Origin of the sequence: Frankia sp. CpI1-P (genome assembly GCF_001421075.1) — a bacterium.
GTDB classification, from domain to species: domain Bacteria; phylum Actinomycetota; class Actinomycetes; order Frankiales; family Frankiaceae; genus Frankia; species Frankia torreyi.
On record NZ_LJJX01000008.1, the window covers coordinates 24,118 to 47,632 of the forward strand.

Here is a 23,515-nt window from a genome sequence, read left to right on the forward strand (position 1 = left end):
CGAGCTAGGCCTTAGCCAAGCAGCACAGCCCGAGCCGGCTTCCTCTACCTCGGTCTTGTCCTGGCATGACGCAGCCGAACTATTCCTGCGACTCGCNGCCGATCATCTGCAAAGAAACCTGCCCAGCAACGTCAATTTCATGGACTACTGGAATCAGATCAAGCCGGCGATGCCCGCGGGAGCAGACCTCCCAGGTAAGGTCGGAATGNGCAATCTGAACGAGATAAGACGGACTCTCAAGCACTACGGAGTGCTGCCCTCGAAGGACAGCATCGAGCGATCGTCGGTTGCCGTAACAGCGTTTTTCACAGAAGCAACGGAGCTTATTTTCGGCCTCACCTTCGCCTCGATTGACTTGATCGACATTGTCCCCCAGGACGACGTTAAGAGCTATCTTCGCCTAGCGGACGACTGCGCACGACAGGGGGACCTCGCGACCGCGCTGGGGTGGCTGCTCTACGGATTCGACCAGCTGGTGAGACGCTATATCGTCGCCGGAAATTCCCGCATCGGGACCCTCAATTTCGGCGGGAATGTGGGCTCGATGGCTGTCCCAAGCGACACCGGGCACGACGACCTCGAAGGGGCCGTCGAAAGTCTGGTTGAGTGCGTGGGAGAGCTTCAGGAAGCCATGCAAATCGTCTCGCTCGGTATCAGCTACGCGGACTACGCGCGCCTCTACGCCATCGCGCCACACATCGAGAGGGACAGCGATGGATACTACATGATGTCGGGTCAGCCAGGGACCACGCACAGCGAGAGCGATTATGCTTGGGCTCGGACGTTCGTCGTCAGNTCGGCACTGACTGCCGCCAGAGCGGAGGGCCTCGTCACGGTGCTTTCAACGAGGACGAGGCCTCGCTTTCCTCGCAGGCGCATCCCGGTCCAGGGCCCCTAATCGGGTCTCAATGCCGCGCTGGTCGGCGCTACGACATTCGCCTCCGAACCCGGCGGCGATGGCCAGGGGCCAGGGCGAGGCGAGTCTGTGGGTGGCATGTCACAGGCGGCAGATCGGGCGCCTCGGCCGCCTGCGCGGCGCCAGTGCAGCAGGGCTCTGTCGCAATCGGGCACGGAACAGTCGGGCGGCGACCGCGGAACGGGACCGGTTCTCTCGGCTGGCACGGCGGCCTTGCGGACGGTGCGGTCATCATCATCTTCGGGCTTTCAGGCGGGCAGCTGTTCGGCGCCAGCGTGCTGGGCTGTTGCCCCGCGAGGCGCGGGCGCGGCCGAGGCATGCCCAGGCGGCGCACAGTGCGAGCTGCCGTTTGTCGAGCGCGGGGTAGGCGTCCCTCGCTCGTTTGGCTACGGCGGTTTGATTTTGGATCCAGACGGAACCGCCATAACCAGCCTCCGGAAACGCCGCGCGGACCGCCATGGCCAGGCCGAGCGGCCCGCCGCCAAGCCGGTATCGGCCGCTACCTCCGATGCGGCGCGTTGGCCGGCCCGACCGTCCGCAGCCGGCGCCGAAACCNCCCCCGCCCCGGGGCGGCGGGCGCGACATGGTGCCGGCTTCGTTGCCCTCACCCAGATACGGCGGCCGTGACGGCCGAACCGTCCGCCGCCGCCCCAGAGCGCAGTCCGGACCCGCACCCATCGGGATCACAGGCAGCGGAAACGCGACGCGGACCGCCGCGCCGAGGCCGAGNGGCCCGAACCCGTGGCCGAACCGGCGTGTTACTTCCGATGCGGCGCGCTGGCCGCCCCCGGCCGTCCACGGCGGCATAGGAATTCGTCCGACTGGCGGCGTAGGGATTCGCGCCTTCATCCCTGGTACGTCGGCTGTGACGGCCGAACCGTCCGCCGCCGGGTGGCTTCGGTAGCGAGTTCAGAGACCGTCGACAAGCACCGCGCGATCTCGCGTCCGCTGCCGGCTGCCAGCCCTGCGGGGTGTTCGCGAGTGACCCGTCGAAGCAGGACGGTTGATCAGAGATCCTGTTCTTGCACGCTGTCGGTCCCGAGGCCGGCCACTATGATGATCTTAGGTCGTCCGGCGGGACTCCACCGACGGAACCGGTTGACCGCGTCTTGGATCCATCCCTGCTGGGATTCCGACCATTCTGGATCTTCTGTAGCGAACAGTATCTGGTCTGCTCGCAGCATCGCGGCGGCCATGCACTTCTTCGCCACCTCGATACCGAGTTGCCTCTTGGTGAGGCTCGCGGTGGAGCTCTTGCACTCCGCGACAGTGAGAAGGTCGTCGTGGTAGGCGACGAGGTCGAGTTCGGCCTCGGGCTTGCCGGCGGAGGCAACCTCGACCTCCTCCACGTCGTCGAAGATCCCGCCCACCGCGCGTCCTCGCAGGTGAGCGGAGAGCAGGGCGACGGTGTCGCCGTGCTGGGCGAGTAGTTCGCGGCCGGCGGGATGCAGGTCGTAGTACCAGCCCGGCTCGTCGTCCGGGTGGCGCCAGGCGGGCTGGTTGAGGTCGTTGTGCGCGTCGCAGCGCAGGCAGGTCCATAGCTGGCCGAGCCGGTCGACGGTCTGGAACTGCACGCGTCCGCAGGTCGCGCATCCGAGCACAAGTCCGCGCCGCAGCACGCCGGCGCGCAGAGCCACATCGAGGCGGAGGCGGACCTCCGTCGAGGTCAGGGTGGGCACGCAGCGGCATATGCCAACGAAGCCGAGGACACCTTCGCCAGAGGCGATCTTCACACCGTCGCCGTCTGGATAGGCCCCGCGGCTGCCGTCCCCTTCGGGTCGCATGGCTCGCAGCGCGGGCAGGAGAGCCCCGCCGAAGAAGTCGGCGTATTCCTTGCGCCCCCCGAGCATGGCCGCGAGCAGTCCTGCCCGCAGTCCAGCATCGCTGGCCTTCGCGGTCATGTCGTACTGTCTGCACGCTGCGGCGATCCAGGCTTCGAGGCTCAGATCGCGCAGCCTTGGCCTGGTGAGCCGGTTCTCGGGCCGGATCCCGGCTGCGACGAAGTCGAAGCGCCCTGCCTGGTAGGACGTGCCGTGCCGGCTACTGCGCGCAAGGGTAGCCGGGAACCAGGTGGGATCCACCAGCAGTTCGTGGCCCGCGGTTCCTCGCCTGCGAACGGCGCGTCCCTCGGACCAGCGGACGTCCACGTGCCAGTTCAACTTGGTGACGACGCTCAACGGTGATCCGGCGAGCGTCGGCGGCGGAAGTGGCGCGGACATGGTCGTCGTGCCGGTCGCGTCGACGGTCACCGGGACCGGCGTGGAGATCTCCCAATGGTCGTCTACCGCGAGGCTGGTCGAGGCGGGCTGGCGCCAGGACAGCTCGGCTCCGGGGACGATCACCAGCGGCGGTGTGGACATCGGCTCGAAGGGCGGCTCTGGCTCCTCTTGCCCAGAACGGTGCACGTCTTCGGGCCCCCAGAGCGCGAACTGGGGCCTGGCCTCGTCGATGCGTTCGCGGGCCGCCGCGAGGTCGTCATCTGATCGTGAGATCGAGGTGATCACGAGGCTGGTCGAGGAGCGGTCGAGCGTCAGCCTGACGTCGGTGAGCGCCCCTCCGAGGAGATCGGGGAGTTTGGCCTCGTCGATGNCCAGGACCGAGGGAAGCCAGTACGCGGTTCCGAAGGTCCGCTGCCACAGGCACGCGAGCGCGAAGTCGTTCGCCGTGTCACCAAGTACCAGAAGGCCGGTGCCGTTACCGAAACCGCCGCCCGAGATCGCTGCGAGATGGGCCGTCGTCCGCTCACGCGCGGTGATCAGAGTCTGCGGGTCAACGCTCAGGGCGGCGCCGGGGTGCCAGATCAACACCTGGGGCGGTGTGGCGTGGTTGAGATCGAGGAGCCGCCCGGTCAGCCGGTGCCGGGTCGACGGGTCGAGTTCTGGCTCCACCGCGTCGCGCTCGGGCGGTTGCGCCACCCCCAGGTGCAGCGCTGTAGCCGCCCCGGCCAGGCCACCCCAGCGCGCGGGACAGGCCAGCACCGAGCCAGACCACGTATCTGGGATGTCGCCGATGTCCGTGAAGTGCCCGGATCCCTCTTCCCCGATCGAGGTGATCGACTCGTCGCCCCGCGCGCGGTAGACCGAGCAGACAGACGCGATCTCCTCGCGGGCCGTCTCGTCGGCCGGCGAGCGGACCTCTTCGGTGCGTATCTGATCGAGAAACCGTGCTCGCTCGTCGCCTTCGAGCGGAGTTCCGTCCTGGCCGTTGATCGGAATCGATCCCGACCTGAAGTGCTCGATGTCTTCGACGGTTGGGTGGTAGGTCACGACGAAGTCCGGGTCGTATGCCTGGCACCCCCGTAGCAGAGTCGGGTCGACCTGGCCGTTCTCGTGGGGGACGACGACGAAGTCACCGCCGCCCCAGATGCGGCTCGCCCGGTAGAGCGCGCGGCGCGCCCAGTAGCTCCAGTACTCGCCTCCGTCGATCACGATGACCACGCGGGACGGCCGCAGCGTAAGGCTCACCGAGGTGTATGACGGCGGCGCGGGTGAGGTCACCGCGCCAATGAATCACAGGTGGTATGGGCCGGGTGTATCTGGCCTGGCCAGGGGTGGGCAGCTCGCCCCGCCGGGCGATGCGAACGTCCGATACCGCCCACGCCGAGGCCGAGCGTCCCGCAGCGCTCACCGCGGATCCGACGACCGCCGTCGCCATGACCATGTTCTACGCCTCTGCCCGCGGCCTCGCCGACGACTGGCGCCGAACATTGCCGAGGACATCGCCACGCCACCCGTCGACGCATTCCTGGCGAGGCCGCGTGCCGGTGGCCGAGATCGCGGAAAGGTCTAAGCGCGACACGCCGGGCGCGCACGCCCGGCGAGGAGGGGTCAGAGCCCGCCGCCTGTCCGGTCCGAGGCGCAGGAGCAGGAGCAGAGCGCAGGGGGTAGCTCTCGCTTCAGCTCGCGCGCGCACGCCGCCCTTGTCGCTGGCCCGGCGCGAACCGGCCCGTGATGCCAGGCATGGGGTCATCGACCTGCTCGTCTCGGAGCGCCTTCGCCAGCTCGACCGTGACGTGCTCACCGCGATCAATCTCGCACTTACCCAGCGCGAGGAGTCCGTCGTTCAGGCGCTGTCGGGTGCGCTCGCGTTCCAGGCGCACCTTCATCCAGGCGCACCAGCCGACCATGCCTGTAGCCGGGGCCGCGATACCCGCGACCAGTGTGAGATCCATGTGTGCCCTCAGCGTCAGGGGCCTGTGACGCCCTGGCGGCGGATCTCATTCGACCGGTCATTCCGGCACGACCACCTCTCGTCGATCAACGAGTGCAGCGCCTCAACGAGCGCGACACCAGGCTCGTAGTCGGCGTCGGCCTGGCCGTACGCGATCAGGCCGAGGTCCCCCTCACACAATTCGAGCTGGCGAGCACGCTCCCGCAGGTTGAACTTCCGTGNGGCCCAACGGGCACGCGCTTGCCTGGCCGAGCCCTGCCACACCTCGGTTGCACCGATCAGCATGCACGATAGTCTTACCTTCATGTGAATGACTCGTCAAATATGGGTCATGCTCGTCCTCAACGCCCGGTCTGGGCATGGCCAGAACGTCGCTTCATGTGCAACACTCTTCGCATGGCGATCCCCGCTGGACCTGCTGTCGACCCCACGCTGACCGGAGGGGCCTGGCTACGTGCGGCGCGACATGCCCGGGGTCTGTCCGCCCGCCAACTCGCCGAGAGGATCGGCGTCCACCAGACCCAAGTGTCGAACTATGAGAACGAGAAGAACGCGGTCCCCGAGGAGCGGGTGAAGTCGATCGCCGATGCCCTCGGCGTCCACGTGCCCTACCTCCGCCAGCGCCTCGGCCTGTGGGTACCCGACCCGGACAACCAAACCGTGACTGGCGGCATCCGCGACGACGCCCACCGGGTCGCACTCGACCTCGCCGCGGGCCGCACAGTTGATGTTCCCATCAGCTTCGTGACCGACGACCACACCGCAGAGATCTTCAGCCGAGAACTGGCGAACGNGGTCGCGGGCCGGACGTCGCAGTGGGTGGCGGCGCCCGACCTCCCTGCGGGCAAAAGAACCAACCCGGACGGCGTCTATCCGGCGCCCACGACCATCCAGGCCCGGGTGAACTNCCCACAGGTGCGCGCCAACGACTCCGCACCGGTGACCGACAGCGCGAGCGCCACCGTCACCTCAGCGGCCCGCCCCGAACCCGGCATGCCGTCCGGCCCGCGCGTGGTGGCTACCTACAGCCCGCTCCCACCCGCCGGGGAGGGCCTGCCCGGTACCCGCCTCGTCATGGCTCTCGTCAACGCGGCGGGCAAAGTCGGGGCCGAGCTCGTCGCCCTCCTGGACAGCATGACCATTCAGAACCGGCTCGCAGAGCTTGACCCGAACGCCCCCGCAGTCGAGTTGAACACCCAGGTCCACGGCATCGTCGAAGAGACCGTCAGGGAGCTTCCCTACCTCCTGAAACGCACCGACACGTAACGCCGGCCCCGCCGACCGATGCCGCGCCCGCACCGTGCAGGCCGAGCGCCGTTCCAGCAAGGCTGACCCACGAGGACGACGATGAGTAGGACGAAGGATCGAGCATCTCGTCGAGCCTGCCAGCACGGTGCCAGTGGTGGGCGTCGGTCGGTTGGGTCTTCCCCATGCGGGCCGCTGCGCCGCCGCCTGGCTCCGTCAGGACCCCGCCGGCGCACCGCCCGCCCTCGGCGGAAGCCGGCCCTCGCCCCAGCTGGTTTCAAATTTGACCATCCTCGGCATCGGCGACGTCGGGGAGCCAGGAGCCGGCACGAGCCGCTTCGAGCTGCGCGCGGGTGAGGACAGTCCCGTGTGGGAGCTTGAGGGCGGTCAGCTGGACAAGAGGCTCCGGCGGAGACTGGGACAGGTCGGCACCGGGTGCGGTGATGTCGTCCAGAAGCCGATCGATCAACTCCGCGAGGCAGCCAGGACCGGTGCCCGCGTAGCCCCAGCTCAGTCCGTACTGGGCGTCCTGGGGTGCGGGATAGAGGGTCCCGTCCGCGGTTCGGACCCAGATCGGCTCGTCCAGAATTAGCTCCACCAGCGGGCTGGTCGTGGGAAGCCGCTGGGGACTCGCGAGGAAGATCCGCTCGCCGTCTTCGGTGACGCTCCGCAGCGCGGGCGCGTCGGTCTCCGGATCGATGAACACGACCCCGTCGCGGCCGAAGATCTCGAACGCGGCGGCGCGGGGAGACGGCTTGAGCCGTCCCGCCCATTCAGCCACCAGCGGGCGGCCGGGTCGGCTTCCTCGATGCTTCCGTATGGAAGATCCTCTCCGTTGTCCCAGCTCATCAGTGCACGCAGGCAGTCGGCAGCGAGGGTGTCCTGGCGGCTGAGCACATCGAGCCAGCCGGCCCGTCGCTGGTGAACGTCGAGATCGTCGGTGTCCGCTGGCGGGACCGCCAGCGGACGGGCCGCGACCACGACAGTGTCCTCGTCCGCTGTCGTGGCGAGGATCTTCAGGATCTGTTCTGTGGACTCGGTCTCGCGGTGCTGGCAGGTCTGGGCGAGATTCAGCAACGTCCGCGCCGCGGGGTGGCCGTCCTCATAGCTGGCCGCCAGCCGGAGCAGGGCCGCCGTGTCGAGCGGCAGTTTCACCGGCGTCGTCACTGTCTCCTGGCCCGGCGACCAGCCCAGCATGAGCCGGCCGATCCGCAACGAGCTCGGCCAGTAGGGAAGAGGACACCCAATGACCTTCGCCAAGGTCGGCCACCCGATCTCGCCCCGACCGCCCCCGCCGACATCCGTCACCGCGGGCCCGGTCACCCCGAAGTCCCACTCCACCACGGCAATGCCAGCTGCATCGCGAAGCTCGCTTCCGACGTGCCGGAAGCGAAAGGTCTGACCGGACAGCGGCCACACCATCGCAAGCACACCCGCGGCAGTCCGCCACCGCAGCGCGATCGCCGAACCGTCAGCGACCTCCCGTCCGCCAAGGTAGGACGCTGGCGCCTGTGCGGCGGGCCAGTGTCGCACGGGTACCTACGCGGNCAGCCCCACAGCGGGATCCGCTGCCCAGGAGTAGACGCTCGCTCTGGTCCAGGACGAGCCGCCGTCCTGAACGCTCCGGGCTTCCGCGAAACGCCCCGTACGCGCCAGCCACCACAACCGCCAGCGGGGAACTCCCAGAAGCTGCGCGCACCCCGACAGGTCCAGAAGATCNCCATCCGAAGGNCGGGCCATTTCGCATCCCCACGGTGCTCGTCGCGCACGGAAGCATCCGGTGCATCGGACATGGAGCAGCGGGCGCAGCTTCGACCGGCATTGCGCGCCGAATACCCTATGCCATCAAAAGGATGCTTTCGGTAGCATAGCGAGCTGGAGTCTGTCTTCGTGGCCGTTACGCCGGATCGGACGCCAGAGATCTGCGCGCGCCGCCTCTGTCGTCGCCGGACTCGCTGCTGGCATCCTCCCCGCAGTCAATGGCTCCTGACCGGCCCCGGGCGACGCTGGCGAGACAGACCCCCCGGCCGTCGTCGGTGTCCATCGCCGCGGCACCGGGCGGGCCGTAGACCCGTGCGGACCGGTCCGCCGGTCACGGCAGCCATGCCCGTTCAAGCCGAGGGGTCCTGCCACCTGGTGCGGCGCCCTGGTGGCAGGACCCCTTCGGGCCATGCGGGGCTGCGGTCAGGCCGCGCGCTGCTGGGGATCAGGACCCGTGGGTGGCATCGGGTGGGGTGGGTGGAGCCGTGTCGGACGCCCGAGGTCGCTGTCGGCTGCCGAGCTGTCGGTCAGGGGCTTGGCGGTGGGAGGCCAGAGGCCGGCCAGTTGGCCCAGGCTGAGGCGACCGGTAGCCGCCGGGGTGAGGGGTAGCCAGCGGGTCAGGGTGGCGTCCAGATGCTGGTCGGGTTCGGCTAGGTCCGCGGCCGTCGTCGCGACCGGTACCCGCGCCGGGTCATTAAGGTTGCGCAGCGCCTCCGTGAGGACCTCACGGAGGCGGGCTTCGCGGCGCAGGGTGGTGGTCCAGATCAGGACCGGCGTGTGGATGTTGGTCGCCTTGGCGAGCCGATCATAGGCGTCGATCTTGAAGGTGAGGCGGCGGAGCGCTTCGGTGCCGAAGTCCAGTTCGAGAAACCATTCGACCTCGGCGCGGCCCTGCGCCCACTGGCCGTACGCGTCGGGCCGCACGATGTCCCCGAACGACCGGGCGCAGCGTTCCTCCGACCACCAGGCCGCCAGCCGGCCCGTGGCGTCGGGCTGGCGGGCGTGGTGGACCAGCCGGGTGAACATTCCGTTGACCGCGACCCGATGTGCCAGGTGCAGGGAGTGGGCGATGCCCATGGCCCGGTCATGCTGGTAGCCGATCTTCTTCGGGTCCAGGCCATCCTCGTGGGCCAGCACCGCCGCTCCGGCGACGTCGAGGACGTAGTGCATGGGCGACAGGCCGCTGACCGCGAGCGGCTGGAAGCGGTCGAGGATCCGCCAGCGGTAGAGCTCCAGCAGGCGCAGGTTCGCCGACCGGCGGGTGACCCAGCCGAGTTCGACGATCTGGTGGGTGGTCAGCACCCGGTGCTCGTGGATCATCCGGGTGATCCACCGGTCCCGGGGGGTGAGGTGGCGGACCAGCCACAGCTGGTGCTCACTGCTGGACACGACGCGGGCGGCGGGTCGCGTGTAGGTACGGCGGCCGAGGTAGGTCTGCTGCGGAGGATTCGTGATCACGTCGAGGATCTCCCAAAGGGCTGATCATGCGAGCGGAGGTAGCTGAACAGACAGGCAGAACGGGCAGACAGCCGGGACCGGCCGGGGGCGAGCGGGCTGACGTGTCCCCGCCCGGACCAGCCGCCCGCCACGCCAGCACACGAGGTCCGCCCCCGTCCCGCCCGTCGGGGCGGGGCCGTCATCCGACCGCGGCCAGCACACCCGGCCCGGCCGGTTCCACCGGACCGAGATCAACCATGTCGTCATCCGGCCCGACCGCCGCCAGCAACCCGTCGGCGGCCCCGTCGTCGGCATCCGACGCGAGCGCGGCCGTACCGACCTCGGGCAGGTCGGCGGTGGGGGCGTGTTCTTCCAACACCCGGTGGGCCTCGGTGCGTAGCTGCGTGACCAGGGCCCGAGCCCGCTTCGAGCCGACCTTCAGGCGCTTGCGCAGCTCATCCGAGGAGATCGGACGACGGTGCTCCTCCCAGTAGCGGGCATCCTCCCGCCGCGCCCGCTCCAACAGCGAGCCATCGAGGACCACGGCGCTCGGCCGTTCGGGAGCACGCTGCCCAGGAACCGCCACCACCTCGGCCCGAGGGCTCTCGCCTCCGGATGGCGCAGACACGGCGGTGAACACCGCTGCCCCACCGGTCTCCGGCCGGGACGCGGACTCAGAGATAGTCGCGTCCTGCGCTACGGGGTGGAAGGTGGTGGGGTGGCGCATCGCGCGCAACAACCCCGGGCCAACTTCAGACCAGCCGATCAGCAAAGCCGGGCCGACCGCGTCGAACGCGGCCTTTCCGTAGTCTCCTGCGATCACTGGCTCTGCTACATTGAGCGCCAGTGTGACCACACTGGAGAACACCAGCAGTCGCCGTGCCGGATGCAGCAGCTCCGGCGGCGCGCCTTGCACCGCCAGCTGCCGCGTCCCCAGCAAAAGGCCCACCACGGACAAGTCGACCGCCGGGGCCACCAGTGGCGCGACCCAGATCGGCACTCCCAGACGCAGCCCGAGCTGAAACACGTTGCCGAACCCGAAGGCGAAGGTCAGACCGACGACCACAACCATGATCACGGTGACGAGAGTGACCGCCACATCCCGTCCTGCCGCCGACGGCACCACAACCGGACCGTCCACCATGGCGGTACCGCNCGCGGCCATCAGGCACCCGCCTTAGCCAGCGCCCGCGCCGCTACCGGCCGGGTTCCGTCACTGGGCGTGATAGGTGCAGGTACACGAGCCGAGACCACCAGGCGCGACTTCGCCCGGTTCTGCGTAGATGCTGTACGAGCCTCCCCTGGGGCACGTTCCCTTACCGCGCAGGGAGTTTCCGGGTCTGGCCGCCCCCGCGGGAGGCGGTGTGACGCAACGCACCCGCCGCCTCGCCGGCCAACGGCGTGGGCGGCGGCGGGCGCCTGGGTCGGGCCGCCGGAACGTGCTCACGCAGGTGGCGCGTCCGACGCCGCTCGGGTCAGGATCTGGGTATCGGTGAGAAAATCGGCCGGCTGTCGGAAGCGCGCACAATCCGCTCGTGCGGGCGGTGGAGCGTCGCCGCGGCGGTGGCGGGCCCAGCGATGGCGCGGCGTCTCCGCGTCGCCGGACCGGACCGGTCCACCGGCTCCGTCCCGGGTGGGACGATCATGGAGAGTGGCTCGTGACAGGGCGGGTACCAGGCCAGGGCGAGGCCAGCGGGTCCGGGCCGGCCACCGCGGCCAATCCGGCATACAGCGTCACGATCCGGGTGCCGCGCGGAGCGCGGGCCGACATCGACGCGGTTATCGCCGCAGGTCCCGGCACGATCACCTGTTACGCGGACGAGCCGGACCCGGNCGGCCGCCGGATCACGCTCGACGCCGACAGCGGCCCGACGCTGACGTGGCTCCTGAGCGCTCTGCGTAACCGCCTCGGTGCCGACCTGCTGCAGACCGAGGACCCGGTCTTCGTCGTCGCGTCGACGGGCAAGCTCACCCAGTCCCTGTNCNCNNCNNTGACCACNGGGCACGATCTCGCGCTCCTCGACGCGGACGCGGACCGGCGGGTGATCCGCCACCTGGCCACCCACCCGACCCACACCGACCTGTTCACCGGGCGACCCCGCCGGGTGGCGCTGCTCTCCGACGCCAGCGCCGTGCTGGACTTCGAGCCGCTCGCTGCCGAGGCGGCCCTGCCAGCGGTGGAGTCCCAGGCGGTCCACCTGCACCGGGCGACCGGTCTCGACGTCATCCCGATGCCCATCGCGGCGCGGGATGCCGCGGACCTTGGCCGGGCGATCGGCATGCTCGCGCCTGGATTCGCCGCCACGGTGCTGGTCCACACGCACGTCAGCCACATCGACGCGGTCCGCGCCGCGCAGCGGCCGAGCGCCACGCCGCTGCTCGACACCGTCAACGACGGCCTGGCCGTCGCCGCCACCGCCGCCGTCCTCACTCACCTGCGCGGCCGGGGACTGCGGCCGCAGTCGGCCCGCGTCGCCGTCGTGGACCCCGCCCGCGGCGGCGATCTCGCCGGCCTGCTCCTCGCCGCGGGGATCCGGGATCTCACCCTCTACGACCCGCTCGCCTACGGGATCCAACCGCTGCACCGGCTCGCGGCCCACCTCGATCTCCTCGTCGACCTCATCGGCCTGGCCTCGCCGCCGGAGCAGGTGCCCGTGCTGCGGACCCGGCCCGAGACGCCCCCGCCGCTGGCCTCGGCCACCTCGGGTCCGCGCCCGCTGCATGCCCTGCCCGGCCTGTTGCGCGCGGCGGTGCGCACCCACCGACCGATCAACGCACAGGCGCGGCTGGCCGCCGTCCAGGCGCTGGTCGACCTGACCCCGCCCGGCGGGCTGCTGCCGCCCGTCGACCATCCGCGCCTGACCCCGGCCGTCGCCGACGCGGCCGCCCGGGCACTGGCCGCGGACTGACGGCGAGGGTGGTTCGTGACAGCGGGCGGTACCGCGGCCAGGACTGGCCGAGGATCGGTTCGCGGACCGCGGCGGCGGGCCGCAGCGGCGGGCCGCAGCGGCGGGCCGCCCGGTCGGCTGAGCCGGATCAGTCGGACGAGGAGGGCACCAGGTCGAGCAGTGCCTGGGCGGCGAGCTCGTAGCCCAGCGGGCCGAGGCCGACGATCACCCCGCGGGCCAACGCTGACAGAATCGACTCGTGCCGGAAGGACTCCCGCGCCCAGACATTCGACAGATGCACCTCGATCCACGGATTCGGGTAGTTCGCGAGTGCGTCCCGCAGGCTCCAGCCGTACATCATGAGCGCCCCGGGGTTGACGATTGCGCCGACCGAGTCGTAGTTATCCTGAATCGCGTGGATCAGTTCGCCCTCGGATTCCCTTTGGACGGAGACCAGTTTCCAGCCGCGATCAGCGATCCGGGCGGTGACGGCGGATTCAATGTCGGCCAGAGTGGCCGTGCCGTACACCTCCGGCTGCCGCCGACCGAGTATGCCCAGGTTCGGGCCGTTCACCAGAAGAAGCGTGCTCACCAGACCTCATCACTCGTGCCGACACCGGTGCCGACCGNCCTGGTCGGCCGGCGTCCAGTGGACGATATCGCAGCTATGGCGCGGTCATCGATCGGACTATATCGGCCCATATGCGACACGATTGGGCGCGATGGTAGTGCCGCCGTGGCGTGTCGATTGCTCTCCCGTTGGTCAACCTGTAGTCCCGTCTGGGGGACGACAGGCGAGTCGGGGGCGTTGGAGTACCGTCCGTCGCGCACCTCTCGCGTAGATTCTTCGGGCAGCTAACGGTAATGAACCGTAGCCGGGCCGAGATCCTTGCGCGAACCTTATCGTCACGTAAGAAAAGGGTGGGGACCATGAGCGGTGTAGTGCGACGCGCACCGGAGTTGCCGGCCTGGCCGCAGTACTCCGACGAGGAGCGCTCCGGACTGATCCGAGCCTTGGAGCAGGGTCAGTGGTGGCGCATGGGCGGCAGCGAGGTCGACAGCTTCGAGCGGGAATTCGCCGACTATCACGGCGCCGACTATGCGCTCGCCGTCACGAATGGCACCCACGCCCTCGAGCTCGCCCTCCAGGTGCTGGGCGTGGGCCCGGGAACCGAGGTCATCGTTCCGGCGTTCACGTTCATCTCCTCATCCCAGGCCGCGCAGCGTCTCGGCGCGGTCGCCGTGCCGGTCGACGTCGACCTGGATACCTACTGCATCGATCCGGCGGCGGCGGCGGCCGCGGTCACTCCCCGCACCAAGGCGATCATGCCGGTGCACATGGCCGGTCAGGTTTCTGACATGGACGCCCTGGCGAAGCTGTCCGCTGACACCGGCGTCCCGCTGATCCAGGACGCCGCCCATGCGCACGGCGCCCAGTGGCAGGGGCGAAAGGTCGGTGAGCTCGGCTCGGTGGCGGCGTTCAGCTTCCAGAACGGCAAGCTGATGACCGCGGGCGAGGGTGGCGCCGTCACCTTCCCGGATTCGGAACTGCACGAGATCGCGTTTCTGCGGCATAGCTGCGGACGGCCCCGCACCGATCGCCGGTACTTCCACCAGACCTCCGGGTCGAACTTCCGGCTCAACGAGTTCTCCGCCTCGGTCCTGCGCGCCCAGCTCGGCCGCCTGGCCGGCCAGATCGACACCCGCGAGCAGCGGTGGCCGGTGCTCGCCGACGCCCTCGCGGCCATTCCCGGCGTCGTGCCGCAGACCCGCGACGAACGCTGTGACCGGAATCCGCACTACATGGCGATGTTCCGCCTTCCCGGATTCAGCGAGCAGCGGCGCAACGCTTTCGTGGATGCGCTCGTCGAGCGGGGCCTGCCCGCCTTCGCCGCCTTCCGGGCGATCTACCGCTCCAACGGGTTCTGGGAGACCGGCGCTCCGGCGGAATCCATCGACGACATCGCGCGGCGGTGCCCCAACACCGAGGCGCTGAGCGCGGNCGGCGTCTGGCTGCATCACCGGACACTGCTGGGCACCGAGGAGCAGATGCACGAGGTTGCGGCGGTCGTGGCCGACACCCTGGCGGCGCAGTGACGGCGGCGGCGCCGGTGCGGGTCGCCGTCGTCGGGTTGGGCTGGGCCGGCCGGTCCATCTGGCTGCCCCGGCTGCGCGAGCACCCCCGGTTCGCGGTGGCTGCGGCGGTCGATCCCGATCCCGCCGCCCGCGCCACGGTGGCCGCCGCGCACCCGGACCTGGAGCTGCTGGCCGACGTCGCCGAGCTCGGCCCGGCCCGGTTCGACCTCGCCGTCGTGGCGGTGCCCAACCATCGGCACGCCGACATCGCCGAGCGGCTGCTGACCGCCGGCATCCCGGTCTTCCTGGAGAAGCCGGTCTGCCTGAGCTCGGCGGAGGCGGATCGGCTCGCCGCGGCCGAACGGGCCGGCGACGTCACCTTGCTGGCCGGTAGCGCCGCACGGTACCGAGCCGACGTCAGCCGGCTCTACGAGGTTGCCACTGAGCTCGGCGCGATCCGCCACGTCGACCTCGCCTGGATCCGCGCCCGCGGCATCCCCGACGCGGGCGGCTGGTTCACCCGCCGGGAGCAGTCCGGCGGTGGCGCGCTGGTCGACCTCGGCTGGCATCTGCTGGACACCCTCACCCCCCTGCTCGGCAGCGTCGAGTTCCACCAGGTGGTCGGGACGACGTCCGACGACTTCGTCAGCGACGGTGCGTGGGCGGCGTCCTGGCGGCACGGCGAGCAGGCGGCTTCCCCCGGGGGCGGGGGCGGGGACGTCGAGGACACGGCGCGCGGATTCCTGGTGACCGAGAACGGGACCTCGGTGTCGTTGCGGGCGAGCTGGGCCTCGCACGAGGCCCGCGACCTCACCGCGATCAACGTCGAGGGGGCCGCCGGNACCGCCTCGCTGCGCTGCACCTTCGGCTTCGGGCCGAACCGGCAGGATCGTTCGGTCCTGTCCCTGACCCGGGCCGGGCAGACGACCGCGGTGCCGCTGCCCGACGAGCCGATCGGGACCGAGTACCGCCGCCAGCTCGACGAACTGCCGGCGATGCTGGCTGACCCGGCCTCCCGGGGGCGGGCGATCGCCGAGGTCCGCCCGACGATCGCGGCCATCGAGCGCCTCTACGATTCGGCGCGCTCGCACCGCCCGACGCCGCAGCTCGTCCGCGCGGGCTCATGATGTCCCGCATCTGAAGCACCGTTGTTCTCGTCGTCGAGCCCGGGGGGGCATGTGGGAACGGAACCGAGGGGCCGGCCGATNGCCGGCTGCGCGCACCGGCAGACAGTGATTTTCGATCTTGACGGCGTGCTCGTCGACAGCTTCGGCGTGATGCGCCAGGCGTTCACGATCGCCTACGCGGAGGTCGTCGGTCCCGGCGAGCCGCCGTTCGAGGAGTACAACCGCCACCTCGGNCGCTACTTCCCGGACATCATGCGGATCATGAACCTGCCGCTGGCGATGGAGGAGCCGTTCGTGCGGGAGAGCTATCGGCTCGCCCATGAGGTGGTTCTCTTCGACGGCGTGGAGGAGATGCTGCGCCGGCTGCGCGCCCGTGGCCATGGGCTGGCGGTCGCCACGGGGAAGTCCGGCCCGCGGGCCCGCCACCTGCTCGGAGAGCTCGGCGTGCTGTCGTTGTTCGACCACGTNATCGGCTCCGACGAGATCCCGCGGCCGAAACCCGCCCCGGACATCGTGCTGCGCGCGCTCGACCTGCTGGGAGCGGCGCCGGACGACGCGATGATGCTCGGTGACGCGGTCGCGGACATCGACAGCGCCCGCGCCGCCGGCGTCATGGCGGTCGCCGCGCTGTGGGGCGAGACGGACGGCGTCGAGCTGCTCGCGGCCCGCCCGGACGCCGTGCTGCACCGTCCCGCAGAGCTGCTGGCGCTGCTCGGAGACGCCGGCGCCGGCGGGGATCTGCCGGCCGAACCGCCGACGATGGTGACCGCGGCCCACGGGGTCGGGAGTCTGCTCGCGCGCGACTGAACCCGCGGACCGGCGGGTCCGGTCAGGACGCCCGGCGTGCCAGCAGGATCGCGCCCGACAGGGACGACAGGCCGCCGAGCGTCGCGGCCCGCACCGGCGCGGGCGGATGACCCGGGCGGCCGAGCTCGCGGGCCCGCTCGTCGACGGCCTGGGCGAACCCGGGCAGTCCATCGGCGAAACCGCCGCCGACCACCGCCATCGTCGGATGGAGCAGCTCGGTCAGCCCGACCACGGCCACGGCGGCCGCCTGCGCGCTTTCCCGCACCGCCCGTACCGCCCAGCCGGTCCCCGCGAGCCAGGCCGCGCGTAGCTCGGCGAAGGTCACCTCCGCGCGGGCCGCCGATCCGCCGTCCCCGCTGACACCGCCGTCCCCGCTGACACCGCCGTCCCCGCTGACACCGCCGTCCCCGCTGACACCGCCGTCCCCGCTGACACCGCCCAGGCCGTCCCCGCCCAGGCCGTCTCCGGGTACGCCGACCTCGCCGTCGCGGTAACGGGCCGCTCGGCGCAGGGTGGCGGGGCCGCTGGCCGTGGCCTGCACGCAGCCCTGCCGCCCGCAGGTGCACGGCGGGCCCCCCGCGGAGATCACCAGATGCCCGATCTCGGCCGAGCCGCGGCCGAGCCGCGGGCAGGGCTGGCCGTCCAGCACGATCCCGCCGCCGACGCCCGTGCCGAGGCCCAGGTACACCAGGTCCGGGCAGCCGACCGCGTGCGCCTCCGCGAGCGCGGCGAGGTCGCCGTCGTCCGCGCAGGCGACGATCGCTCCCGGCACGAGGTCCCGCAGCGCGTCGGCCAGTGCCAGTCCCGTCCAGCTCGGCCGGCCCGGCCAGGTCGTCACCCGGCCGGCAGCGTCGAGAGTCGCGGGCATCGCGACTCCGACCGCAGCCACCGACCCGGCCCACCTCACCCGCAGGGCGGCGACGTGGGTGGCGAGATCGTCGAGGTCCCGCGTGGCACTCGCCGACGGCGCCCAGCGAAACGTCGCCTCGACCGGCGAGCGCGTGCCGTCGGGAGCGTCGACGCCGCCGGGGACGCCGACCTGGACCGAGCCCGCGGCGGTGATGGGGGNGGNGGGGGNGGGGGTGCGGGCCGGTTCGATGCGCAGCGCGACCTTGGTCCCGCCGATGTCGATGCCCAGAACGCCGGATGTCACCGGCGGGGCGAGGGTGTGCATGCGGAGCCTCCCGGGTCCGTCAGGTGCGGTCCGCCGGGCCGAGTTGGAAGAATGACCGGTACAGGTCGAGCTGATGGGCGAGCATGTGGATGCCCGGATGGGTCGGCAGCCCGAGGGCCCCGGCCGCGTCCAGCAGCCGGGTCCGCGGCGGCTTCATGATGATGTCGGCGACGACGCACCCCGCCGGCAGTGCGTCGGGCGGGAAGGGCAGCGGGTCGCCGGGGCGCAGACCGAGCGGGGTGGCGTTCACCGCAAGGTCCGCGTCGCGCAGCGCCGGTTCGGGCCCGGCGACGGCCCGACCCGGCCAGCGCTCGTCCAGTCTGGCGAGCAGGTCCGCGCACTTCGCCCGGTCCGGGTCGTAGAGCGACAGCAGCCCACAGCCGGCGTCGAGCAGCGCGACCGCGATGGCGCTGCCGGCCCCGCCGGCGCCCATGAGCGCGACCCGCGTGCCGCGCACGGGATGACCGGCGGCGGTCAGCCCGCGGACGAATCCGGCCCCGTCGAAGTTGTCGGCCAGCCAGCCGCCGCCGGGCAGCCGGCGCAGCACGTTGGCGCTGCCGCTGATCCGCGCGGCGGGGCTGTGCTCGGTGGCCAGGGTGCAGGCGGCGACCTTGTGCGGGATCGTGACGAGAACGCCGTCGAGGTTCCCGGTGGCCGCGAGCCCGCGCAGGACGGTGGCGAAGTCCGCCGGTCGAGCGTGCACCGGGACGAGGACGGCGTCGATCGCGAGCCGGGCGAACAGCGGGTTGAGCAGCGCCGGCGCCTGCACCTGGGCGACCGGGTCGCCGATGACGGCGTACAGCCGGGTGGTGCCGCTCACCGGCAGCGACGTCGGGGTCGTGATCGTCGGGGTCGTCACGCCGGATCCTCGCGGGGCATCGCGGCGAGCGCCGCCAGCACCAGCTCCTCGTCGACGTCGGGCACGAGTTCCGGGCCGTCCGCGCCGTCGAGGACGAAGGTCAGCCCGGCGTTCGTCGACTTCTTGTCCAGCCGCATCACGGCGACGAGCTCGGCGGGCTCCACCCCGGCGGGCAGGGCGGCGGGCAGACCGTAGCCCTGCACGACGTCGAGGTGTTCGCGAACCCGCTCCGGCCCGATCCGGCCGAGCGCCCCGGCGAGCCGGCCGGCGAACACGGTGCCGACGGCGACGGCCTCGCCGTGGCGGAGCGCGTAGTCGGTGGCGCGTTCCAGGGCGTGCCCGAGGGTGTGCCCGTAGTTGAGGATGTGGCGCAGGTGCGAGTCCCGCTCGTCGCGGGCGACGACCCCGGCCTTGAGTGCCACGCTGGCCGCGATCTGCTCGGCGACCGGCCGGCCGAGCAGCCCGGGTGCCCCGATGAAGTGGGCTCGCGCGATCTCGCCGTAGCCGTTGATCCATTCCCGGCNGGGCAGGGTCGTCAGGTAGTCGGTGTCGCAGAGGACGGCGCTGGGCTGCCAGTAGGCGCCGACCAGGTTCTTGCCGGCGGGCAGGTTCACCGCGGTCTTCCCGCCGACGCTCGCGTCGACCTGGGCGAGCAGCGAGGTCGGCAGGTGCACGACGGCGACGCCGCGGTGGTAGAGCGCGGCGGCGAGCCCCACGACGTCGGTGGTCGTCCCGCCGCCGCAGGAGATGACGACGTCCGACCGGGTCAGCCCGAAGTCCGCGAACCGGCTGCACAGTGCCTCGACGTTGGCGAGCGTCTTGTCCGCCTCGCCGTCGCGGGNGGGCAGCCGCAGCGCCGGTACGCCCGGGTCGGGCACGGCGTCGAGGGGACGGGCGGACACGATGACGGCCCGCCTCGCTCCGACACGGGCCACGACGTCGGGCAGGGTCCGGCGGACGCCGGCGCCGATGTCGACCGGGTAGCTGCGCGGGCCGAGTTCCACCGGGATGCGCCGGTGGTCGGCGGCGACCTGTTTGATCGGGCTGATCGNCAGGGTTGCAAGCATGCCCGTCACGTTTCGTCTCCGGATCCGCGAGGTGTCGTGGCTGTCCGCCGTGCTCCCCGATGGTCCGCCGCGGCGCCTGTGTCCCAGTCTGCCGAAGTGCGGTCCGGAGGCCCCACCCGGGGCACCCGACCCGAAGATCCCGTTGTGTTTTGGTCGACGCGGCGGGGCCCGGCCGGGACTCGGTGTCCGCCACATGCCGGCCGGCTCGTGCACCGTGCACGCAGAGTAAGGTCGAGCGGTGAGATCAGAGGACGGCGCCAGGCTTGCCGCCGCGCTGGGGATGCTGCTCGCGCGGCCGACCCGGATGCGGCTGTTCGGAGACCTGCTGGCCGCGGGCGATGTGAACCTGGACGAGGCGACCTATCCCGTGCTCAACGGTCTGGCGCGGACGGGCCCCACGACGGCGCGCAAGCTCAGCACGGAGATCGGCATCGACCGGTCGGTGGTGAGCCGGCACAGCGACCGGCTCGAGGCGCTCGGGCTGCTGCGTCGCTCGGCCGATCCCGACGACGCCCGCGCCACCCGGCTCACCCTGACCGACGAGGGGCACGCTGCCATCGAGCGGCTGCGTGGCCGGCTGGCGGGCGCGTTCCAGCGCAGGCTCGATGCCTGGCCGGCCGAGGATGCCCGCGCCTTCGTTGCGGGTATGGAGCGTTTCGTCGAGGAGAACCTGGCCGAGCGGGGCCGTTAGCCGGATTCACCGATGGCTGCGGGCGGTAGCGACCTATGTCACGGTCAGTGGCGCTTTCGGGTGGCCGATGNCTCCGCGCGGCGCGCCTTTCGCGAAGATCTGGGACACCGGCGGAATTCTGCGTCAGGCTCTGTGGCCACGGGCCGGTTCTCCGACCGCAGATCCGTCGAGAAACCCGGATAGTTCGTAAACGAGGAGTCCGTGATGACCAAGNCGACCCCTGTGACCAGCGCCGATTCCGGATCGGTTCCCGCGGGAACGCCCGCCGGCGCGCCGGGCACGGCGCCGGGCGGGTGGACTGCAGCGCCGGTCGGGGATGGTCAAGGGCACTCCACGCCGGCGCCGGAGGGGCCGGAACAGGCCGGGACCATTTCCTCTGGTCCCGAGGGCACCCCACATGTTCCGTACCCGGACAATGGCCGGGCCCAGGGGGAATACGGCGCGTCGGCGGCGCCGGAGGAGGCGGAGCTGCCCGGCGCTCGCGCGTTGTGGATCCTCGCGTTCACCTTCGCCGCGCTCGGGCTGTTCTTCCCGCTCGCCGGGCTGATCGCGATCGGCTGTGGGGCGATGGCCTGGCGAAAAGGCAGCGGGCGAGGCAAGATTGCGACCTTCGTCGCGCTCGCGACGACCCTGGTCGGGCTGATCCTCACGATCGTCGTCGTCACCACCTGACCGCGACCGGGACGCCGCGGAGCGGGTGTCGGCCCGGGTCCGGCGGGCGGACCTCCTCGTCGGCTGTCTTCACGGGGGCGGCTGGCTCTCACGGGGGCGGCAGTCGGTAACCGACCGGCGGTCTGTAACGGGATTGGCGGTCGGTAACCGACCGGCGGAGTCTTTTCGTCGGCCGGGGTCATCCTGACCGGCGGATGGTTCTTTCCCGGCGCCCAATGCGCGTTCGGGAATGCGATGCGGCTCGCCGGCCGACCGTCGGGGTGCTTTTCGCGGGATCCATCGACGGTACGTACCTGCGGAATTTTCTGTGCCCGGCGGGCCCCCGCCCGGCGGCGCCTCGATGGCATAGGTGAGGCCGCCCAGCTCGGGGGGTGCCGGGCGGCCTCTGAACCGATGATGACATTCAACGGGTCGCCGACACAAGTCCACCGTGATCGCGCCACAGCGTGCCGGCCGGTCAGGCGGGCCAGGATGAGCCGCTTTGGACCAGGTCGACCAGCAGGCCGGAGCCGGCGTCCAGGTAAGCCTCGACCGGATGCCGCGCATCCGGTCTGACCTGCTCGACCCTGGCCCCGGCGGAGACCGAGACACGAAGCTGGGCCGCCACGTCGTCGACCAGGTAGCCGATGGCGAAGATGCCCTCGCCGCGCCGGTCGAGGATCTCCCGCGCCGCCCACGGCTGGCGGCCGGGTGCGATCAGCTCGACCAGGCCGGCGCCGAGCCGCCCGATCGCGACGCGGGCGCCGTCGAGCGCGACGGGCCGGCCGCGGTGCACGGCGGCCCCGGACAGCGCCCGGGTGTGCCAGGAGTCGATGCCGAGCGAGACGGTGTAGAGCTCGCGGGCGAGCTCCAGGTCCGCCACCACGACGGCGAAGTGGTGGAACGTCAGCCCGGCCAGCACCGCCTCGACGGCGCCGACACCGGTGAACCGCGCACCGGCCGGCGGGGGATCCATGGCGCCGTGACGTGCGGGAATAACCCCGGCCTGCATCCAGGCCTGGGGGTGAAAGACCGATTCGGTTGTCACGACGCCCCTCCCACGTCCCGCCGGTATCGGGGGAGCGCGACCGGATCGTACCGTCGCCCGTCGCGACCCGCGTTCCACCGTCGTCCCGCGCCACCGTCGTCCCGCGGCACTGCCGTCCCGCGGCACTGNCGCCTCGGCCGGCAGCCAGGCACGATGATGCATCCCATGCCGACCTTCATCGAGTCCCCGACCGTCGTCGAGGCCGCCGGGAATCTTCCAAAGATCATTCGCGAGTACGTGGGCGGGGTGAACACCGGTACGCGGAGCCTGAGCATCGCGCACATGTCGAGTCCGGGCGGCTGGGCCGAGCCGGGTCAGCGGCCGGAGTTCGACGAATACACGATCGTTCTGCGCGGCTCGGTAACGGTGGAGCATGCCGACGGGATCATCGAGGTCGCGGCGGGTCAGGCGGTGCACACCGCCGCCGGGGAATGGGTTCGTTACAGCACGCGCGGCGCGGACGGCGCGGACTACATCTCGGTGTGCCTGCCGGCCTTCCTCCCGGAGACTGTCCACCGGGACGAGGGCGCGTAGGCGACGGTTTGTTGCGTATGCAACGATTGTCGTACCGTTGAGGGATGAGTGGACCCGTCCTGCCTGTCGACGTCGCCCCCGTGCCAGCGGAACCGCCGGTGCCGAGCCTCCCACTGTCGCCGCTGTCGGGAGCGCCATCGGGAGCGGACCGGGACTCGGCAGCCGGGCCGGAGCTGGCGGTCGTCGAAGGGCGGACCGCCGACGTGGGCGGCATCCCGGTGCGGCGGGTGCTGCCTCGCCGGGTCCGGCGGACGATCGGCGCCTGGTGCTTCGTCGACCACCTGGGTCCGATGACGATCTCCGCGTCGAACCCGGTGGCCGTCGGCCCGCATCCGCACATCGGGCTGGCCACCGTCACCTGGCTGCTGAGCGGCCGCCAGGTGCATCGGGACAGCCTCGGCTCCGAGCAGGTCCTGCGTTCCGGCGAGCTCAACCTGATGAGCGCCGGGCACGGGGTCACCCACGCGGAGGAATCCGAGGATTANCGGGGTGAACTGCACGGCGTGCAGCTATGGGTGGCGCAGCCCGAGCACACCCGGCACGGTCCGCCCGCCTTCGCCCACCACGCCGATCTGCCCGTCGCCCGGTTCGGGGCGGCCGAGGCGACGGTGCTGCTCGGCGAGCTCGACGGCAACGTCTCCCCGGCGCGCACCGACACCCCGCTCGTCGGTGCCGACCTCGCGCTGCGGGCCGGCGGTGCCGTCCTGCCGCTGCGGCGCGACTTCGAGCACGGGCTGGTCGTCCTGGCAGGGTCGGTGCAGGTCGGCACGCAGGTCCTGCGCCCCGGCCGGCTGGGCTATCTGGGCGTCGGGCACGACGAGCTGCCGCTGCGCGTCGGCGAGGGCGCTCGCGCGCTGTTGCTCGGCGGGGAGCCGTTCGCCGACCGGCTGGTCATGTGGTGGAACTTCGTCGCCCGGTCCCGGGTCGAGATCGACGCCGCCCGCGCCGACTGGCAGGCCGGCGCGGACCGGTTCGGCACCGTGACGACCACTGCCCAACGGATCCCCGCGCCCGAGCCCCCCTGGACGGCCGGCTGACCCTGGCCGGTCGATGGACCCTCGGCT

At 71.3% G+C, this 23,515-nt stretch carries 14 protein-coding genes and 9 pseudogenes; 13 read left to right on the plus strand and 10 right to left on the minus strand.

The window, feature by feature from the left end; all coding sequences use genetic code 11:
• Nucleotides 1-4,811: 4,811 nt before the first annotated feature.
• A complete protein-coding gene (locus tag FF86_RS07325) occupies nucleotides 4,812-5,087 on the minus strand; it encodes a hypothetical protein (protein WP_044887040.1) in 276 nt (91 codons plus the stop codon).
• A 395-nt stretch (nucleotides 5,088-5,482) separates the two neighbouring features.
• Here FF86_RS07325 and FF86_RS65610 point away from each other — a divergent pair.
• On the plus strand, nucleotides 5,483-5,879 hold a 397-nt coding region (locus FF86_RS65610; RefSeq protein ID WP_131729369.1), incomplete at its 3' end, for a helix-turn-helix transcriptional regulator.
• Nucleotides 5,880-6,608: 729 nt separating this feature from the next.
• On the opposite strand, the gene FF86_RS07340 is transcribed toward FF86_RS65610, so the two are convergent.
• Both FF86_RS07340 and FF86_RS07345 read right to left on the minus strand, forming a co-directional pair.
• Nucleotides 6,609-7,112, minus strand: a complete 504-nt coding sequence (locus tag FF86_RS07340; protein ID WP_044887038.1) for a hypothetical protein — start codon at nucleotides 7,110-7,112, stop codon at nucleotides 6,609-6,611.
• A 1,403-nt stretch (nucleotides 7,113-8,515) separates the two neighbouring features.
• Nucleotides 8,516-9,550, minus strand: a complete 1,035-nt coding sequence (locus tag FF86_RS07345; RefSeq protein ID WP_044887037.1) for a replication-relaxation family protein — start codon at nucleotides 9,548-9,550, stop codon at nucleotides 8,516-8,518.
• A gap of 1,813 nt (nucleotides 9,551-11,363) precedes the next feature.
• Here FF86_RS07345 and FF86_RS42575 point away from each other — a divergent pair.
• Nucleotides 11,364-11,514 (plus strand): annotated as a pseudogene (locus FF86_RS42575) (malic enzyme-like protein); the annotation flags it as partial.
• A gap of 15 nt (nucleotides 11,515-11,529) precedes the next feature.
• Nucleotides 11,530-12,438, plus strand: a 909-nt coding sequence (locus FF86_RS07355; protein WP_242418343.1) for a malic enzyme-like protein, incomplete at its 5' end; no start/stop codon positions are given.
• 127 nt (nucleotides 12,439-12,565) lie between these two features.
• Here the strand turns inward: FF86_RS07355 and FF86_RS07360 are convergent.
• On the minus strand, nucleotides 12,566-13,009 hold the full coding sequence (locus tag FF86_RS07360; RefSeq protein WP_044887035.1) for a type II 3-dehydroquinate dehydratase: 444 nt from the start codon (nucleotides 13,007-13,009) through the stop codon (nucleotides 12,566-12,568).
• 338 nt (nucleotides 13,010-13,347) lie between these two features.
• Here FF86_RS07360 and FF86_RS07365 point away from each other — a divergent pair.
• The 6 genes and pseudogenes from FF86_RS07365 to FF86_RS42595 form a co-directional block, all read left to right on the plus strand.
• Nucleotides 13,348-14,419, plus strand: a 1,072-nt coding sequence (locus FF86_RS07365; protein WP_242418344.1) for a DegT/DnrJ/EryC1/StrS family aminotransferase, incomplete at its 3' end; no start/stop codon positions are given.
• A gap of 109 nt (nucleotides 14,420-14,528) precedes the next feature.
• Nucleotides 14,529-15,334 (plus strand): Gfo/Idh/MocA family protein (locus FF86_RS07370; protein ID WP_242418345.1); only part of this gene is annotated, 806 nt, incomplete at its 3' end.
• A 1-nt stretch (nucleotide 15,335) separates the two neighbouring features.
• Nucleotides 15,336-15,620: pseudogene (locus FF86_RS42580) on the plus strand (gfo/Idh/MocA family oxidoreductase); the annotation flags it as partial.
• Between the two features lie 81 nt (nucleotides 15,621-15,701).
• A pseudogene (locus FF86_RS42585) lies at nucleotides 15,702-15,853 on the plus strand (3-amino-5-hydroxybenzoic acid synthase); the annotation flags it as partial.
• Between the two features lies 1 nt (nucleotide 15,854).
• Nucleotides 15,855-16,087: pseudogene (locus FF86_RS42590) on the plus strand (HAD family hydrolase); the annotation flags it as partial.
• Between the two features lies 1 nt (nucleotide 16,088).
• Nucleotides 16,089-16,427 (plus strand): annotated as a pseudogene (locus FF86_RS42595) (HAD-IA family hydrolase); the annotation flags it as partial.
• A 22-nt stretch (nucleotides 16,428-16,449) separates the two neighbouring features.
• On the opposite strand, the gene FF86_RS07380 reads toward FF86_RS42595, so the two are convergent.
• The 5 genes and pseudogenes from FF86_RS07380 to FF86_RS65615 all read right to left on the minus strand — a co-directional run.
• Complete coding sequence (locus FF86_RS07380) at nucleotides 16,450-17,490, minus strand: ROK family protein (RefSeq protein WP_396229808.1); 1,041 nt, start codon at nucleotides 17,488-17,490, stop codon at nucleotides 16,450-16,452.
• Between the two features lie 130 nt (nucleotides 17,491-17,620).
• The gene (locus FF86_RS07385) at nucleotides 17,621-18,427 is read right to left on the minus strand and encodes a shikimate dehydrogenase (protein ID WP_044887060.1); all 807 of its coding nucleotides are present in this window, start codon (nucleotides 18,425-18,427) and stop codon (nucleotides 17,621-17,623) included.
• 29 nt (nucleotides 18,428-18,456) lie between these two features.
• Nucleotides 18,457-18,983 (minus strand): annotated as a pseudogene (locus tag FF86_RS42600) (3-dehydroquinate synthase); the annotation flags it as partial.
• 1 nt (nucleotide 18,984) lies between these two features.
• Nucleotides 18,985-19,301: pseudogene (locus FF86_RS42605) on the minus strand (3-dehydroquinate synthase); the annotation flags it as partial.
• Between the two features lies 1 nt (nucleotide 19,302).
• Nucleotides 19,303-19,509: pseudogene (locus FF86_RS65615) on the minus strand (3-dehydroquinate synthase); the annotation flags it as partial.
• A gap of 256 nt (nucleotides 19,510-19,765) precedes the next feature.
• On the opposite strand from FF86_RS65615, the gene FF86_RS07395 reads away from it, so the two are divergent.
• Nucleotides 19,766-20,218, plus strand: coding sequence for a MarR family winged helix-turn-helix transcriptional regulator (locus tag FF86_RS07395; RefSeq protein WP_044887030.1), 453 nt, complete (start codon nucleotides 19,766-19,768; stop codon nucleotides 20,216-20,218).
• Nucleotides 20,219-21,347: 1,129 nt separating this feature from the next.
• Here the strand turns inward: FF86_RS07395 and FF86_RS07405 are convergent.
• Nucleotides 21,348-21,917, minus strand: coding sequence for a VOC family protein (locus FF86_RS07405; protein ID WP_236705524.1), 570 nt, complete (start codon nucleotides 21,915-21,917; stop codon nucleotides 21,348-21,350).
• A 165-nt stretch (nucleotides 21,918-22,082) separates the two neighbouring features.
• Between FF86_RS07405 and FF86_RS65620 the strand changes: the two genes are divergently transcribed.
• From FF86_RS65620 to FF86_RS42615, 3 genes and pseudogenes are all read left to right on the plus strand, one after another.
• Nucleotides 22,083-22,451, plus strand: a complete 369-nt coding sequence (locus FF86_RS65620; protein WP_055406497.1) for a cupin — start codon at nucleotides 22,083-22,085, stop codon at nucleotides 22,449-22,451.
• A 44-nt stretch (nucleotides 22,452-22,495) separates the two neighbouring features.
• A partial coding sequence (locus FF86_RS42610; RefSeq protein ID WP_242418347.1) for a pirin family protein occupies nucleotides 22,496-22,935 on the plus strand: 440 nt, incomplete at its 3' end.
• A gap of 1 nt (nucleotide 22,936) precedes the next feature.
• Nucleotides 22,937-23,488 (plus strand): annotated as a pseudogene (locus FF86_RS42615) (pirin family protein); the annotation flags it as partial.
• Between the last annotated feature and the right edge of the window lie 27 nt (nucleotides 23,489-23,515).